This is a genomic window from Devosia sp., assembly GCF_034675085.1.
Lineage (GTDB): Bacteria > Pseudomonadota > Alphaproteobacteria > Rhizobiales > Devosiaceae > Devosia.
This window is the reverse complement of sequence record NZ_JAUCDN010000001.1, coordinates 1-15,887: the sequence shown is the minus strand read 5'-3', so window position 1 is coordinate 15,887 and position 15,887 is coordinate 1. Positions and strand designations below refer to the sequence as shown.

The following is a 15,887-nucleotide window of genomic DNA, read 5'->3' as shown; positions in this document are numbered from 1 at the left end:
GCGGCCCATGGTCGATCTCCGCGGCGAGATGGGGCGCGCCTGGTTTGCTCTCAGGTCGGCACGGTCTTGCGGACCTGGGAGCGGAACGCGACCGGGCTGGCGTTGAAGCGCTTGGTGAAGGCGGCGTAGAAGCTGGAGAGCGAGCCGAAACCGGAGTGGAACGCCACATCGGAAATGGCGCGGTCGGTCGATAGCAGCAGGGCTTGAGCGGTATCGAGCCGATGCCGGAGAATGGCCTTTTTGATGCTGATGCCGACGCTGCGCTTGAACACGGCCATGGCATAGTTTGGATGATAGCCGACCGATCTGGCCACCTGTTCGGCAGTGATTTCGGTGTGGCCATTCTCGAAAATGAAGCGCGTCATGCTTTCGACCGCCCGCAGCCGTTCATGCCCGGCCGGCTTCCGGGTTGCGCTGCGCGCTTCGGCGCCGCTGAGGCGCGACCAGCCATCGCTGACGATACGGCGGATCCGGGCAGATACTTCCTCTTCGAGGATATTCTCCCGCGCGCCACCGGGGTGCAGGATATCGGCGCGCCATTGCAACAATTGCGCCTGTTCGTAGCTGAGGAGCTTGTCGGCCTTGACCAAGGCGCCCGCAAACAAGGCTTCGCGCAGACTGCAACCGCGCGACAAATTGAGCATCAGCGCCATCGGTGCATGGATGACGACGAATTGCGCATCGTGCGAACAGGCGGTGACCTGGTGCGGCAGCATGCCCCAGAACAAGACCAGTTCTCCCGCGCCAATGGTGAAGCGCCGATTGTCGAACCACAATTCCATCGAGCCCTGCAACAACAGGTTGAGCTCGATCTGGCTATGCATGTGCGGTCCCGGCATGGGGCGCACCACCAGCGTCGGCGCCGCGCAGAAGCCATGATTGTCGATCACCGGCGTCAGCGGCAGGCCGGTGGCGCCATCGGCGTAGAAGCAGTCCTCTCGGTAGAGGGTTCGGGCGGGGGCGCTGATCTTACATTCCAGGAAATGAAATTAGATTATCGGGAAGATGATCCCCGCTTTTGTGACTAGCGTCAATGCATCGGCAGCCTGCCTTCCGCCCATGGCCTGCCCTGCGTCGTCCGGAGCGTCCATCTTGAAACTTGGTGTTTGCTACTATCCCGAGCATTGGCCCGAAGCGCGCTGGGCCGTCGACGCCCGCATGATGCGCGAAGCCGGTATCAGGCTGGTGCGCGTGGGAGAATTCGCCTGGTCGCGGCTGGAGCCGGAAGCCGGGCGCTATGCCTTCGATTGGCTGGAACGGGCCATCGATGTGCTGGCGTCCGAGGGCCTGCAGGTCATCATCGGTACGCCGACGACCACGCCGCCGAAATGGCTGGTCGACCGGATGCCCGACCTGCTGCCGGTCGATGCCGAGGGGCGGGTGCGCGGCTTTGGCTCGCGCCGGCACTATTGTTTCAGCCATCTCGGCTATCGCGCGGAATGCCGTCGCATCGTCGCCGCGCTGGCCGAGCGCTTCGGCCAGCATCGGGCCGTGGTCGCCTGGCAGATCGACAATGAATATGCCAACCACAATACCGGCCTCAGCTATTCGCCGGCGGCACTGGCCGGGTTCAGGCGCTGGCTGGCCGACAAATATGGCAGCATCGACGCGCTCAACGCCGCCTGGGGCACGGTATTCTGGTCGATGGAATATGCCTCGTTCGATGCGGTCGAACTGCCCAATCTGACCGTGGCCGAGGCGATGCCCATCCATCGGCTGGATTTCCAACGCTATAGCTCGGACCAGGTGGTGGCCTTCAATGCGGTGCAGGCCGAGGTGCTGCGCGCCCTGTCGCCGGGCCGCGACGTTCTGCATAATTTCATGGGCAAGCCGACCTTGTTCGATCACTGGCGCCTGTCGCAGGATCTGGATGTGGCGAGCTGGGACAGCTATCCGCTCGGCTTTCTCGATCTGGATGACTGCGACGAGGAGCACAAGCTGCGCTATCTGCGCGTCGGCGATCCCGATTTTCAGGCCTTCTTCCACGACCTCTATCGCGGCTGCGGGCGCGGACGCTGGTGGGTGATGGAGCAGCAGCCGGGGCCGGTGAACTGGGCGCCGCACAATCCGGCCCCCGCGCCGGGCGCGGTGCGGCTCTGGACCTGGGAAGCCTTTGCCGCAGGCGCCGAAGTGGTCAGCTATTTCCGCTGGCGGCAGGCTCCCTTCGCGCAGGAACAGATGCATGAAGCGCTGTTGCTGCCCGATGGCGCGGCCAATGAAGCGCTGGGCGTGGCCGCGCAGGTCGCGCAGGAAATCGGCAACTCCACTCAGGTCGGAGCGTCGCGCGCCAGGGTGGCCATCGTCTTCGACTATCAGAGCGACTGGGCCTGGCAGATTCAGCCGCAAGGCCGCGAGTTCAATTATCGCAAGCTGGTGCTGGCGTTTTATCGCGCCCTGCGCCGCCATGGGGTGAGCGTCGACGTCGTGCCGCCGACCGCCGCAGGCGTCGCCGGCTATGCGCTCGTGCTGGCGCCGGGGCTGATGAGCCTGGATGCCTCCCTGATGGCGGGGCTTGGGCAGCGGGGGCAGGTGGTGCTATTGGGTCCGCGCACCGGATCGCGCACGCCCGATTTCTCAATTCCCGATACACTGCCGCCCGGTGCGGCGGCGCAGGCCCGCCTGCCGATCCGGGTGACGCGCGTCGAGACCTTGCCGCCCAATGCCGGCATCGGCATTGCCGGGCATGAGGGGTGTGCGTTGCAGATCTGGTGCGAGCAGGTGACTGCCGCCGACGGCGTGGCCGTGCTCGACCACACCGCCGATGGGCAGATCGCCTTCTGTGTCCGCGATGGCATCCACTATCTCTCGGGCCAACCCAACGCCGCCTATGCCGATCGCGTCGTGGCTCATCTGCTGGCAGAGGCCGGCATCGGCGCGACCAGGCTGCATCGCGACATCCGGCTGCGCGACAATGGCCCAGACCGTTATGTTTTCAACCATGGCCCCGAGCCGGTCGACGTATCGGACCTTGCCGCCGGGCGAACGGCCATCCTCGGCGGGCCCGTCCTGCCGCCTTGCGGCGTCGGCCGTTTCCGCGCCCCTGCGTGAGCTTCAGATAAAAAGGCGACAACCTTGAACACACATCAGTTTTATATCGAGGGTCAGTGGGTCGATCCGGTGGCGCCGGCGACGCGAGAGGTAATCAATCCCTCCACCGGACAGGCTTTCACCACCATCGCCATGGGTTCGGCGGCCGATGTCGATCGCGCTGTCGCCGCCGCACGGCGGGCCTTTGCCGAGTTCGGTTTTTCCGAGCGCGGCGCACGGCTGGAATTGCTGGAACGCATCCTACGCGTCTACCGCCAGCGCGCCGACGATCTGGCGCGGGCCATTTCCCAGGAAATGGGCGCGCCGCTGCCTTTCGCCCGCGACAGCCAGGTCGGCTCCGGCGACGGCCATCTGGAAAAGCTGATCGAGGTGCTGCGCGACTATCGCTTCGAGCATCGGAAGGGCACATCCATGGTGCTCAAGGAGCCGATCGGGGTGGCCGGATTGATCACGCCCTGGAACTGGCCGCTCAACCAGATCACCTGCAAGGTGGGGCCGGCCATTGCGGCGGGCTGCACCATGATCCTCAAGCCGAGCGAGCTGGCCCCGCTCAGCGCCCTGATCTTCGCCGAAATCATGGACGAGGCCGGAACGCCCAAGGGTGTGTTCAACCTGATCAATGGCGATGGCCCGACCGTGGGGGCGGCCATGTCCAGCCATCCCGATATCGACATGATGTCCTTCACCGGCTCGACCCGCGCCGGTATCGCCGTCGCCAAGGCGGCAGCCGACACCGTCAAGCGCGTCGCCCAGGAACTGGGCGGCAAATCGGCCAATATCCTGTTGCCGGACTGCGATCTGGAGACCGCCGTCACCAAGGGCGTGAAGGGTTGCTTTGGCAATTCGGGGCAATCGTGCAATGCCCCGACCCGGATGCTGGTGCCCCGGGATCGGCATGACGAGGTCATCGCCATCGCCCGGCGCGCCGCAACCGCCTTCGTGGTTGGCGCGGCCGACCAGCCGGGCGTGGTGCTCGGGCCGGTGGTCAGCGCGTTGCAGTTCGATAAAATCCAGGCCCTGATCCAGAGCGGGATCGAGGAAGGCGCCATCCTGGTGACGGGCGGGCCGGGGCGGCCCGAGGGGCTTGCGGGCGGCTATTTCGTCAAGCCGACCATTTTTGCCGGCGTCACGCCCGATATGCGCATCGCCCGAGAGGAGATTTTCGGGCCGGTTCTGGCCATCCTGCCCTATGGCACCACCGATGAGGCCGTGCACATGGCCAATGACACGCCCTATGGCCTGGCCAGCTACTTGCAGACCAGCGATATCGAGCAGGGCCGGCGCTTCGCCAAAAAGATGCGCAGCGGCAATGTGTTCATGAACTATCCAGCCTGGGATACCGGCCTGCCCTTCGGCGGCTACAAGCAATCCGGCAATGGCCGCGAATATGCCGAATATGGCCTGGATGACTTTCTGGAGATCAAGGGCGTCGCTGGCTGGGGCCATTGAGAGCCATTGCATATCGGCAATGGGCGCTGTTGCGGACGCGCCCGTTTCCCCGCGCTTTCGGCGTGAACAAGGTTTGAACCGCCGAAAAAATCGCAACAATCGCGCCAAGCCGTTGACAATGCGTCTTTTTCAAGTTAATGGATTAACTTCATCCGTTTTCGTATCTGCCAAAATGTCGTGCCTGCGTGGTATTTTGTTGTCGTAGTAAGTTAATCGATTAATCTGAATTCAGTTTTACCTGTGACCCAAGGGAGGGGCGAATGGGAATTGTAGCTCGGTTGTCGCGTCATATGGCGCTTGGCGTCTCGGCGCTGCTGCTAACGACGGCGGCTCAGGCTGAAACACTGACGATCTACTGGAATGCCGGTCACGCCTATGAGGCTTACGCCGAGGTCATCAAGGGCTTCGAGGCTGACAATCCAGGCTGGACCGTGCAGTGGGAGCGGTATCAGTGGCCCGAGATGCGGACCAAGCTTGTCGCGGATTTTTCCGTCAAGAACGCGCCCGACCTGGTGTCGGGGCAGGGGCCGTGGATCAGCGAATTCGGCGGCCAGGGCCTGCTGATGCCGCTGGACGACTATATTGCCGCCGATGGCAAGACCATCGGCTATCCGGACGATTGGTACGACTTTTCCGTCGAACGCAATATGTATGATGGCAAGTATTACGGCATCCAGATGCACCTCACCTGCGTGGCGCTGGTGTATAATGTGGATATGCTCAAAGACGCCGGGTTCGATGCGCCGCCCACGACCTGGGACGAGTTCATGAATGTGGCCCGGGCCACGACCAAGAATGGCAAGTTCGGCTTCGTGCCGAACCAGGTGCCCATGTATCACTGGCCCTGGATCTTCCAGAATGGCGGGGATTATTACGATCCGGCCACCAACAAGGTGACCTATGACAGCGATGCGGCCATCGAGGCCGTCCAGTTCCTCGCCGACATGATCCACAAGGACCAGGTGGCGCCCCTGCCCGTGGCCGGCGTCGATTATGAAGGGCCGCAGAAGCTGTTTACCGCCGGGCGGGCGGCAATGATCCTGACCGGTCCCTGGGACGTGGGGCCGATCAAGACCGGCAATCCCAATCTGAACTGGGATGTGGCGCCTGGCCTGACCAATGAGCGGCAGATGACCGTCGCGGGTGGGGTCGGTCTGATGATCCCGGCCTCGGCAAAACACCCCGATCAGGCCTGGGAGCTGATCAAGCGCTTTACCTCGCTCGAAACCGAGCTGGTCGCCTCGGTGGAGAACGGCATGACCATGCCGCGCAAATCCTGGGGTGAGCAGGAGGCGACCCAGGCCGATCCCGTTTTGAACAAATTCGGCCAGTGCCTGCCCTATTCGCGCGAGGTGACGGCCCTGCTCGATCCCACCGGCAAGACCGCACGGGTCGAGGAGATGTTCAAGTCGGCGATGGAGGACATCCTCTATAACAACAAGCCGGCCAGGGACGTGTTGACCCAGTCCGCGGCCGAAGCCAACGCCTATCTGGCGAACTGATGCGCCAGGAAGATGCGCGGCCGTGCGGTTGCGCATCTTCCCCACTCAACGGGATCTCCTCGAATGAAATTGCTCAAGAACTGGAGATTTCGGCAGGGCCTTCTAGCCTATCTCCTGCTGCTCCCGGCCATTGCCTATTTCCTGCTGTATTTTTTCTATCCGATCGCCGTCGAGTTGTGGGCCAGTCTTTTCCGGGGGCGGCCCCTGATCGGTGAGGCGCAGTTTGCCGGTCTTGGCAACTATATCGAGGCGCTGACCGATCCGCGCGTGCGTGCCGCCTTCATCCGCACGGTGATCTTTGCGGTCTCCGCCACGGTGCTGACCCTGATTCCGGCCCTTGGGCTGGCGGCCATCCTGTCGGGCCCGATCAAGGCGCGCGACGCCATCCGCGCCATCATTTTTTTCCCCTACATCATCTCCTTCGTCATCGTGGCGCTGATGTGGAAGAGCATTCTCGATCCCTATACCGGGATATTGAACAACGTGCTGATGACCCTCAACCTGCCGACGCAGAACTGGCTCAGCACCCCATCCGCCGCCTTGCCCACCATGATCGGCATCGTGGTGTGGAAGGATATCGGCTATGCCATGCTGATCTATATCGCCGGCATCCAGGGCATTCCGCAGCATCTTTACGAGGCGGCGGCTCTCGATGGCGCGACGCGCTGGCAGATGTTCACCAAGATCACCGTGCCGCTGCTGGTGCCCACGACGCTGTTCATCGCCGTCATCAGCACCATTTCGCATCTGCAGGACATCACGGCGCCGATCCTGCTCACCGGCGGCGGCCCGGCGGACGCGACCCGGCTCTATTCGCTGCATGTTTATGAAACGGCCTTCAGGGAGCTCAATATCGGCTACGCCTCGGCGCTGTCGTTCCTGATGCTGATCGCCATCATGCTGATCACCTATTTGCAGTTCAAGCTGCTGAATAAAGAGGTCGTTTACTGATGGCCGTCGCAACCCGCAAAAAGGCTGTCGACTACCCGATCGTGGTTTATGGCGTGCTGGCCATCTGCGTGCTGGTGGCCCTGTTTCCGTTTTTCTACATGGTCTCGCTGTCGCTCCAGAGCGACGCCGAAATGTATAGCGGCGTGCCGGTGCTGTTCCCGTCCGAGCTGCAATTCACCAATTATGTCGATATCTGGCACAAGGCGCCCTTCGCCCGCTTCGTGCTCAACAGCTTCATCGTCGCGGGCGGCATCACCATCCTGCATCTGCTGTTCGATCCGCTGGTGGCCTACGTCTTTGCCAAGATGCATTTCTTCGGCAAGCGCATGCTGTTCGGCGCGTTGCTGTCGACGCTGATGCTGCCGTTCTTCATCCGCATGATCCCGCTTTATATCCTCACCGCGGAAATGGGGTGGCTCAACACCTATCAGGGGCTGATCATGCCCTTCGCCATGAGCGCCTATGGCATCTTCCTGATGCGCCAGTTCATTCTGCCCATCCCCAACGAGCTGATCGAAGCCGCCTATATCGATGGCGCCTCCGATCTGCGGATCTATTGGGAAATCGTGCTGCCGCAGCTCAAGCCGGCATTGGCCACGCTGGGCCTGCTGACCTTCGTGTTCCAGTTCAACGAGTTTCTCTGGCCGTTGATCGTGGTGTCCACGATGGAGATGCGCCCGATCACCACCGGCCTGGCGCTGTTCAACTCCGAATTCTTCACCCAGTGGAACCTGACCTCCGCAGGCGGCCTCATCCTGTTCCTGCCCAGCTTCCTGATCTTTGTGTTCATGCAGCGCTATTTCGTTCGCTCGGTGATGATGAGCGGCATGAAATGACGGAAAAAGGACCTCCTGCAATGGCTGCCAAGCCCAACGTCATCGTGTTTTTTACCGATCAGCAGCGCTGGGACAGCGTCGGGCTGCACGGCAATCCGATGCAGGTGACGCCCAATTTCGATCGCCTGGCCCAGGCCGGCATGTTCGTGCCCCATTCCTTCACCTGCCAGCCGGTCTGCGGCCCGGCGCGTTCGGCGATGCAGACCGGAAAATACCCCACCACCACGGGTTGCTTCAGCAATTCCATTCCATTGCCGCGGGACGAGAAAACCCTGGCGCATCATTTCCGCGCCGCCGGCTACCACACCGGCTATATCGGCAAATGGCACCTGGGCAGCGCCGACCCGGTGCGCCTGGAGGAGCGTGGCGGCTATCAGAGCTGGCTGGCTTCCAATATTCTGGAATTCACCTCCTTTGCCTATGATACCGTGGTCTATGACGAGGCCGATGAAGCGGTGAAGCTGCCGGGCTACCGTGTCGATGCGCTGACCGATGCGGCGATCCGCTACATCGCCACGCCGCGCGACGAGCCCTCTTTTCTTTACCTGTCCTTCCTCGAGCCGCATCACCAGAACCAGTCCGACACCTATCCCGCCCCGGTCGGTTATGCCGAGGCCCTGGAGCCGAGGCTGGAATTCCCGGAGGATCTCGCCACGCTGGTGGGCAATAGCCAGCCGCATTATGCCGGCTATATGGGCATGATAAAACGGCTCGACGAGGCGCTGGGGCGGCTGGTCGACGCCCTGATCAGCCTGGATGCGCTGGACAATACCATCATCCTGTTCACCTCCGATCACGGTTGCCATTTCCGTACCCGCAACCGCGAATACAAGCGCTCCTGTCATGAGGCCTCGATCCGGGTGCCCACCTTCTTTTACGGGCCGGTCTTCGAGGGGAGGGGGGCGTTCGACGGGCTGGCCAGCCTGATCGACCTGCCCCCGACCCTGCTCGATGCCGCCGGCATCCCGGTGCCCGAGGCCATGCAGGGCGTTTCCCTGCTGGCCTCTCCCGAGGATTATTTCGACTCGGTGTTCATACAGATCAGCGAAGACCATATGGGCCGCGCCCTGCGCACGAGGCGCTGGAAATATGAGGTCGGGGCCCCGGAGGCCGATGCCACTGCGGCGATGAACAGTCCATGCTATGTTGAAACCCACCTCTATGACCTGGAGACCGATCCGCATGAATTGACCAATCTGGTCACCGATCCCCACTATCGTCCGGTGCTTGATGAATTGCGCGAGTCGTTGATCGCGCGCCTGATCGGCGCCGGCGAGCCCCGACCGGAAATCCGGGGAGCACATGCGCCATAAAACCGTGAGACCTTGATGGCGATGGAACCGGAAAATGAGCAGGCCAAGGCCGCGACCATGGCGGATGTCGCGCTGATTGCGGGCGTGTCGCCGGCGGCCGTCTCCTATTATTTCAGTGATCGCAAGGAACACAGCCTGCGCGTGGGGCAGAGCGCGCGCGAGCGCATCCGCCAGGCCGTCGAGCAATTGGGCTATGTGCCCAACAAGACGGCCCGCCACCTGCGCCGGCAACGCACTGAGCGGGTCTGCCTGCTGCTGCCCAAGCTCGGCATTCCGTTTGCCGACAAGATGACCAGCGACATTCAGGCCGTCACCAATAGCCGGGGCGTGTTGACCCTGGTGATGACCGGCCATGACATGGCGGGCTACCGCAAGATTATCAGCGAGGTCGAATCGGGGCTGGCCGATGGGATCATCGCCGACGCGGAACTGTTCTCGACCGACGAGGTGGAAGACCTGTTCGAGCCCTTCGCCCGGCAGAACCGCGCCTGCCTGGTGATCCACCCTTCGGCAACGCCGAAATCCTATTCCGTGGTCAATCATTATCGCATTGCCGCGCTGCAACAGGCCATGACGCATCTGATGACGCTGGGTCACACCGATTTCATCTATGTCAAAAACCGGCGCAAGATCATCAATACGCGGGTCCAGCATCTATTGCGGCTGGAAGCGGAACTGGCGGGGGCGATTACGCTGAGCATCGTCGATGGCGCGCAGTCGCGCGATGCGGCGGCCGGCGTGGCTCGGGAGATCGCCGCCATGCCCAAGCCGCCCACGGCGGTTCTGGTGGAATCCGACGTTTCCGCCGTCACCATGGTTGAAGAATTCAAACGCCTGGGGCTGCGCGTTCCGGAGGATATCGCCGTGGTCGGCTGCGGCAACGCCGAGGCCGGCTACTACGCCAATCCGCGCCTGACCACCATCGGTCCGGAATGGGTGTCGCTGACCGAGGCGGCCGAGCACTTCATGTCGGTGGTCGAAAGCCGTGGCGTGATCGCGCCCCGGCAATTCACCGTGCCCTGGGTCTTGTTTAACCGCGACAGTGCGTGAAGCCGTGCTGTCGTCATCTGCATCCGGCGTCGAGGCCATGGCGCAAGCCGGTCCAAGCCACAGAAAATGGGCGTGCCATGTCGCATATTGATATTGAAGCCATCGTGAAATCCTACGGGGCGCACCATGTCATCCATGGTATCGACGCCCATATCGCCAAGGGCGAATTTGCCGTGCTGGTGGGACCGTCCGGGTGCGGCAAATCCACCCTGCTGCGCATGATTGCCGGGCTGGAGGATATCAGCGGCGGCCAGATCAAGATCGCCGGGCAGGTGGTCAACGATCTGGCTCCCAAGGATCGCAATATCGCCATGGTATTCCAAAACTATGCACTCTACCCGCATATGACGGTGGCGCAGAATATGGGCTTCTCGCTGCGGCTCAAAAAGGTGCCGAAGGCGGAGATCGACGCCAAGGTCAATGCCGCCGCCGATATTCTGGGCCTCAATGATCTGCTTGCCCGCACCCCCAGCCAGCTTTCGGGAGGCCAGCGCCAGCGCGTCGCCATGGGGCGCGCCATCGTACGCGACCCGGCGGTGTTCCTGTTCGACGAGCCGCTTTCCAATCTCGATGCCAAGCTGCGCGTCAAAATGCGTGCCGAGATCAAGGCGCTGCACCAGAAGCTGCGGACCACCATCGTTTACGTTACCCATGACCAGATCGAAGCCATGACCATGGCCGACAAGATCATCGTCATGGATGCCGGCCATATCTCCCAGATCGGCACTCCGCTTGAGCTTTACGACAGGCCGGCCAATCGCTTCGTCGCGACCTTCATCGGCTCGCCCGCCATGAATGTCCTGCCGGCCACCGCCATGGCCGACAACATCATTGCCCTGGCCGATGGGCAGCATTTGCGCGTGCCGCATCAACTGCCCGCGGGGCAGGCCATCGATTTCGGGATTCGCCCCGAGGATCTGGTGACGTCCGATGCCGCCGATGCGCTCACCGCCAGGGTGACGCTGGTGGAGCCGACCGGCGCCGAAACGCTGCTCTCCTGCGAATGCGGTGGCGGCGAGGTTCAGGCCAGCGTCAAGCAGCGCCTGCTTCTCGCGCCGGGAGACACGGTTCGCCTTGTTCCCACGGCCGGCAAACATCATCTGTTCGACCGGGAAACCGGCCTGGCACTGTGAGCGCCCGGTCCGGCCCGATCTCGTGTTGTTCCGCCCCGGCGCGCGGTCCGGCAACGCCGCCGGCCGCGCCGGCCACGCCAGGGCGTGGCGCCGGTCTCGCCATCGAGACCGTGCCGATCCCGGGGGGCGATGTCTGGGTTGGCACGGCGACGCCGTTGCACGGCAATGATGGGGAGGGGCCCCCGCGCCGGCAGCGCATCGCGCCATTTCGAATGAGCGTGACCACGGTCACCAATGACCAATTCGGCCAATTCGTCGCCGCAACCGGCTATGTCACGGAAGCGGAGCGTTTCGGCTGGTCCTATGTGTTCTACGCCGAAGTGAGCGGCGTAGCGGCCACGGCCGGGGTGGTGGGTGCGGAATGGTGGCGCAATGTCGAGGGCGCCAGCTGGAAAACGCCCTTCGGCCCCACCTCCAGCCTGGATGGAAGGCAGGAATATCCGGTCGTTCACGTCTCCTGGAACGATGCCCGGGCCTTCGCCGCCTGGGCGGGAGGGCGATTGCCCAGCGAAGCGGAATGGGAACACGCGGCCCGCGGCGGGCTGCCCGACCCGATCTATCCGTGGGGCGACCGGGCGCCCGACGATACCAGTTTCATGCCGTGCAACATCTGGCAGGGCGCATTCCCTTATCGCAACCTCGCCCTGGACGGCTATTTCGGCCTGGCGCCGGCCCGCTGCTTTGCGCCCAATGGCTACGGCCTGTTCGCCATGTCCGGCAATTGCTGGGAATGGAGCGCCGAGCCCTATCGCGTGTTTTCGCTGCGCGAATCGGGGCGCCGCGCCAATGGTGCCGGCGACGGCCGCAAATTGCTCAAAGGCGGCTCCTACCTGTGTCACGCCAGCTATTGCCATCGCTATCGCATCGCTGCGCGCATGGGCAACACGCCTGATTCCACCACCGGCCACACCGGCTTGCGGCTGGTGTTCGACCTTTAGCGTTTCACTCGAAAAGCGGAGCGCCGGCCGAGTTCGTTGCCGGTGAGCTTCGGCATCTGGCGGCCAAGGCGCCCTGGCTGGAACAGCGCGTCGTGGACAGGGCTGCCGAAACCGTCAAATCCTGCCCCCGCAATCATTCTCCCGCAAAACAGGCTATATATCGGCCCCGCCTCCCCTGGAGGCCGGGGTTTTTCTTTGGCGCGGTTGCGCGGAGGGGCTATGGAGACGATCATTGCCGGGCTGGCGCTGGATGGTACCGATGGGCCGGTGCTGGCGCGGGCGGGCCAGTTGGCCGGGCAGCACGGCGCCCGGCTGGTGCTGGTGCATGTGCTGGAGGCGCCGCCCGCGGCGGAGGCCGAAGGGCTCGACCTGGAAGGTGCCGCCAGCCTTTTGCAAGAGGCGGCGGCGGCGCGGCTGGCCGAGCTGGCCGGCGGCCTTGCAGCTGACATCCGCATTGCCTGGGGCCGGCCCTTCGAGGTGCTGTCGGGTTTGATCGCCATGGAAAAGGCCGGGCTCCTCGTCATCGGCCCCGGCCGGCCACGCACCTTGCGCGAGAAGATTTTCGGTTCCACCGCCGATCGGCTGGTGCGCGAAGCCACCGTTCCGGTGCTGGTCGTGCGGCGCCCGGCGCAAGGGCCCTATCGCCAGGTGGTCGTTGCCGCCGATCTGTCCCCGCAATCGCTTTCGGCCGCGCAAGCCGCTCGGGCGCTGGCGCCGGAGGCGGTGTTCGAGCATCTGCATGTGGTGGACATCCCGCTTTCCTTCGAGCAGGCGCTGCGGCGCGCCGGCACCCCCGAGCCCGGTATCGCGCGCTATCGCCAGGCGCGGCTGGCGGGCGCGCGCGAGCGGCTCGAAATCGCCTTTGCCGGCGTCGAGCCCCTGCGGCTGCGGCTGGTGCACGGCAGCGCCCGCGCGGTGCTGCTGCGGCGGGCGCGCAGCCGGCGGGTCGATCTGGTGGCTCTGGGCACACATGGGCGCGACGCGGCCGCGCAGATGCTGCTGGGCAGCGTGGCGCGCGCCGTCTTGTCGGCGGCGGCCTGCGATGTTCTGATAGCGGCGCGCTGAAATGGCGGGGGACGAGGGGGGCGCGTGGACATAGCGGCTTTTCTGGGCGGCATCGGCCTTTTCCTGCTCGGCATGAGCATGATGACCGACGGCTTGCGGCTGGCCGCCGGGCCGACGCTGAAATCCATCCTCGGGCGCTGGACCCGCACGGCCGGGCGCGGGCTCGTCGCCGGGGCGGTCATCACCGCCATCGTGCAATCGTCCTCGGCCACCAGCGTCTCCATGCTCGGCTTCGTCAATGCCGGCTTTCTCAGCCTGCAACAGGCGGTGTGGGTGGTGTTCGGCGCCCATGTGGGCACCACCACCACGGGCTGGCTGGTGGCCATCGCCGGGGTGCGCTTCAGCATGACCGGGTTCGGGCTGCCGCTGATCGGGCTGGGCATGCTGGTGCAGCTGTTTTCCGGCGACAGGCCGCGCCTGGCGGGGCTGGGGCGGGCGGCGGCCGGGTTCGGCGCCTTTTTCATGGGCATCGGCATTCTGCAATCGGCCTTTGCCGGCTTTGGCTTTTCCGCCGAGGCGATCGGGGTGGACGAAAACAGCGTGGTCGGGCTCGTCGTCTTCATGGTCGCGGGCATCGTGCTCACGCTGATGACGCAATCGGCCAGCGCCACCCTGGCCATTACCCTCACTGCCCTTTCCGGCGGCGCCATCGCGCTGGCCCCGGCCGCCGCGATCATCGTGGGCGCCAATATCGGCATGACCTCGCCGGCGGTCATCGCCGCCATGGGCGCGACGGCGGCAGCGCGGCGCACGGCGCTCTCGGAAGTGCTGTTCAGCCTCATCGCCGCCCTTGCCGCCTTCTGCATGCTGCCGCTTTATCTGTGGGTCTGCGCCGAAGGGCTGAAATGGGCCGGCCTTCCGGCCGATGGCGTTCTGGTGCTGGCGGCGTTCCACACCCTGCTCAATTTGATGGGCGTGGTGCTGATCTGGCCGCTGGCGCCGCTCCTGTTCAAAGTCATCTCCCGGCTTTTCGTTTCGGCCGAGGAAGAGCTGGCGCGCCCGCAATTTCTCGATGCCACCATTGTCGGCGTGCCCGACCTGGCCGCATCTGGACTTTATCACGAGACGCGCCGGGCCTTGCGCCTCAGCATGGAATTTGCCCGCGACCGGCTCGAGGCCGGCCCGGTGCGGCCGGCTGCGACGCGCCGGCGCGGCATAAGGCTGCTGCTCGAGCAAATCCGGGGATTCGTCGATACCGCCATGACGGCGCAGCCTTTTTCCGATGCGGCGGCCCACGCCATTCCCGAATTGGTGCGGGCGCTTCAGCATGGCGAGGAATTGCTGGCCCTGCCCCCCGAAACGCCCGATCCGGCGCTGGGCGGCCCCTTGCGGCAGGCGCTGGTCGATGCGGTCCTGGCCTGCCTGGTCCTGCCCGCCGAAGGAGAGGACCGGCCCGAGATCGCGCTGGCGGCGCAAAAGAGCGCGGAAAGCGCCTATGACGCCTTCAAGCATTTGTTGCTGCAGGAACTGGCCCACCGCCTCTCCAGCGTCGAGCGGATCGACCAGGGCCTGGCCTGGGCCCAGGCGCTCAAGCGCATCAGCTACGTCACCACCCGCTCGCGCCTGCGCATCCTGGCCGCCGCGGCCTACCTCAAGCCCGGCGAGGGGCAGGCTGCGGGGTAGGTTAGCGCGCCAGCTCGAAGAGGATGGCGCGGGCCTGATCGGCGTCCTGGGTGGCGAGCGCCTCGCCCAGCCGGGCGAGGCCCGCCTCGATGTCGAGATTGCTCCATTCGGTGCGCTTGGCGCGCAGGATCTTGCTGTGGCGGGTGCGCTTGACCTGGTCGGGGTCGTAAAAAAGCTCCTCATGCAGCTTTTCGGCCGGACGCATCCCGATGACCTCGATGGCGATGTCGCCCTGCGGATTGGCTTCGGACCGGACGCTGAGGCCGGCCAGATGAATGATGTTTTCGGCCAGGTCGCGAATGCGAACCGGTTCGCCCATTTCCAGAAGGAAGATGTCGCCGCCCTCCGACAATCCACCCGCCTGCACGATCAGTTCGGCCGCCTCGTGGATCGACATGAAGTAGCGCGTCATCTCCTCATGGGTAAGGGTGATGGGGCCGCCACGGGCAAGCTGCTCCTTGAAAAGAGGCACCACCGACCCATTGGAGCCGAGCACGTTGCCAAAGCGGACCGCACAGAATTTGGCGCCCCGGCCTTCGGCTTCGGCGAGGCGCCCGTAATAGCGCACGATCAGCTCGGCCCAGCGCTTGGTGGCGCCCATGACGTTGCTGGGGCGCACGGCCTTGTCGGTGGAGATGAGAACGAAGTTTTCCACGCCGCATTCAAAGGCCAGGCGGGTGATGGTGGCCGTGCCGAAGACATTGTTGCGAATGCCTTCCAGCGGATTGTCCTCCACCAGCGGCACATGCTTGTGCGCAGCGGCATGGAAGACCACCTTGACCCCGTGTTCCACCAGCGCGCGCCGCACCAGCAATTCATCGGTCACCGAGCCCAGAACCGGCACGATGGTCAGATCCGAGACGAGGCTGCGCAACTGCCGGTTGATCTGGTAGAGCGCGAATTCGTTGGCTTCCAGCAGCACCAGCTTGGCGGGGCGCCACTTGGCGATGAGGCGCGTCAGCTCCGAGCCGATCGAGCC

Annotated in this window: 13 protein-coding genes; 11 read left to right on the top strand and 2 right to left on the bottom strand. The window is 64.2% G+C overall.

What is annotated here, in order from left to right; translation table 11 throughout:
• Positions 1-50: 50 nt before the first annotated feature.
• On the bottom strand, positions 51-890 hold the full coding sequence (locus VDP82_RS00065; RefSeq protein ID WP_323012788.1) for a helix-turn-helix domain-containing protein: 840 nt from the start codon (positions 888-890) through the stop codon (positions 51-53).
• Positions 891-1,092: 202 nt separating this feature from the next.
• Between VDP82_RS00065 and VDP82_RS00060 the strand changes: the two genes are divergently transcribed.
• The 11 genes from VDP82_RS00060 to VDP82_RS00010 all read left to right on the top strand — a co-directional run bounded on the left by VDP82_RS00060 (position 1,093) and on the right by VDP82_RS00010 (position 14,908).
• Entirely contained in the window at positions 1,093-3,048 is a 1,956-nt protein-coding gene (locus VDP82_RS00060; RefSeq protein ID WP_323012787.1) for a beta-galactosidase, read from the top strand.
• Positions 3,049-3,072: 24 nt separating this feature from the next.
• Complete coding sequence (locus VDP82_RS00055; RefSeq protein WP_323012786.1) at positions 3,073-4,497, top strand: aldehyde dehydrogenase family protein; 1,425 nt, start codon at positions 3,073-3,075, stop codon at positions 4,495-4,497.
• A gap of 260 nt (positions 4,498-4,757) precedes the next feature.
• Positions 4,758-5,999 (top strand): sugar ABC transporter substrate-binding protein, encoded by a 1,242-nt coding sequence (locus VDP82_RS00050; protein ID WP_323012785.1) that lies wholly within the window; start codon positions 4,758-4,760, stop codon positions 5,997-5,999.
• A gap of 63 nt (positions 6,000-6,062) precedes the next feature.
• Positions 6,063-6,950 carry a sugar ABC transporter permease gene (locus VDP82_RS00045; protein WP_323012784.1) on the top strand — a complete coding sequence of 296 codons (888 nt, stop codon included), beginning with the start codon at positions 6,063-6,065 and terminating at the stop codon, positions 6,948-6,950.
• Positions 6,950-7,786 carry a carbohydrate ABC transporter permease gene (locus VDP82_RS00040; RefSeq protein WP_323012783.1) on the top strand — a complete coding sequence of 279 codons (837 nt, stop codon included), beginning with the start codon at positions 6,950-6,952 and terminating at the stop codon, positions 7,784-7,786. Before VDP82_RS00045 ends, VDP82_RS00040 begins: the two co-directional genes overlap by 1 nt.
• Positions 7,787-7,806: 20 nt before the next feature.
• Entirely contained in the window at positions 7,807-9,099 is a 1,293-nt protein-coding gene (locus VDP82_RS00035) for a sulfatase-like hydrolase/transferase (protein WP_323012782.1), read from the top strand.
• A 15-nt stretch (positions 9,100-9,114) separates the two neighbouring features.
• Complete coding sequence (locus VDP82_RS00030) at positions 9,115-10,149, top strand: LacI family DNA-binding transcriptional regulator (protein ID WP_323012781.1); 1,035 nt, start codon at positions 9,115-9,117, stop codon at positions 10,147-10,149.
• A gap of 77 nt (positions 10,150-10,226) precedes the next feature.
• Complete coding sequence (locus VDP82_RS00025) at positions 10,227-11,282, top strand: sn-glycerol-3-phosphate ABC transporter ATP-binding protein UgpC (protein ID WP_323012780.1); 1,056 nt, start codon at positions 10,227-10,229, stop codon at positions 11,280-11,282.
• Positions 11,283-11,392: 110 nt separating this feature from the next.
• Entirely contained in the window at positions 11,393-12,220 is an 828-nt protein-coding gene (locus tag VDP82_RS00020; protein ID WP_416347054.1) for a formylglycine-generating enzyme family protein, read from the top strand.
• 219 nt (positions 12,221-12,439) lie between these two features.
• A complete protein-coding gene (locus VDP82_RS00015; protein ID WP_323012778.1) occupies positions 12,440-13,285 on the top strand; it encodes a universal stress protein in 846 nt (281 codons plus the stop codon).
• 24 nt (positions 13,286-13,309) lie between these two features.
• On the top strand, positions 13,310-14,908 hold the full coding sequence (locus VDP82_RS00010; RefSeq protein WP_323012777.1) for a Na/Pi symporter: 1,599 nt from the start codon (positions 13,310-13,312) through the stop codon (positions 14,906-14,908).
• A 1-nt stretch (position 14,909) separates the two neighbouring features.
• On the opposite strand, the gene VDP82_RS00005 is transcribed toward VDP82_RS00010, so the two are convergent.
• A partial coding sequence (locus VDP82_RS00005) for a UDP-N-acetylglucosamine 4,6-dehydratase family protein (RefSeq protein ID WP_323012776.1) occupies positions 14,910-15,887 on the bottom strand: 978 nt, incomplete at its 5' end.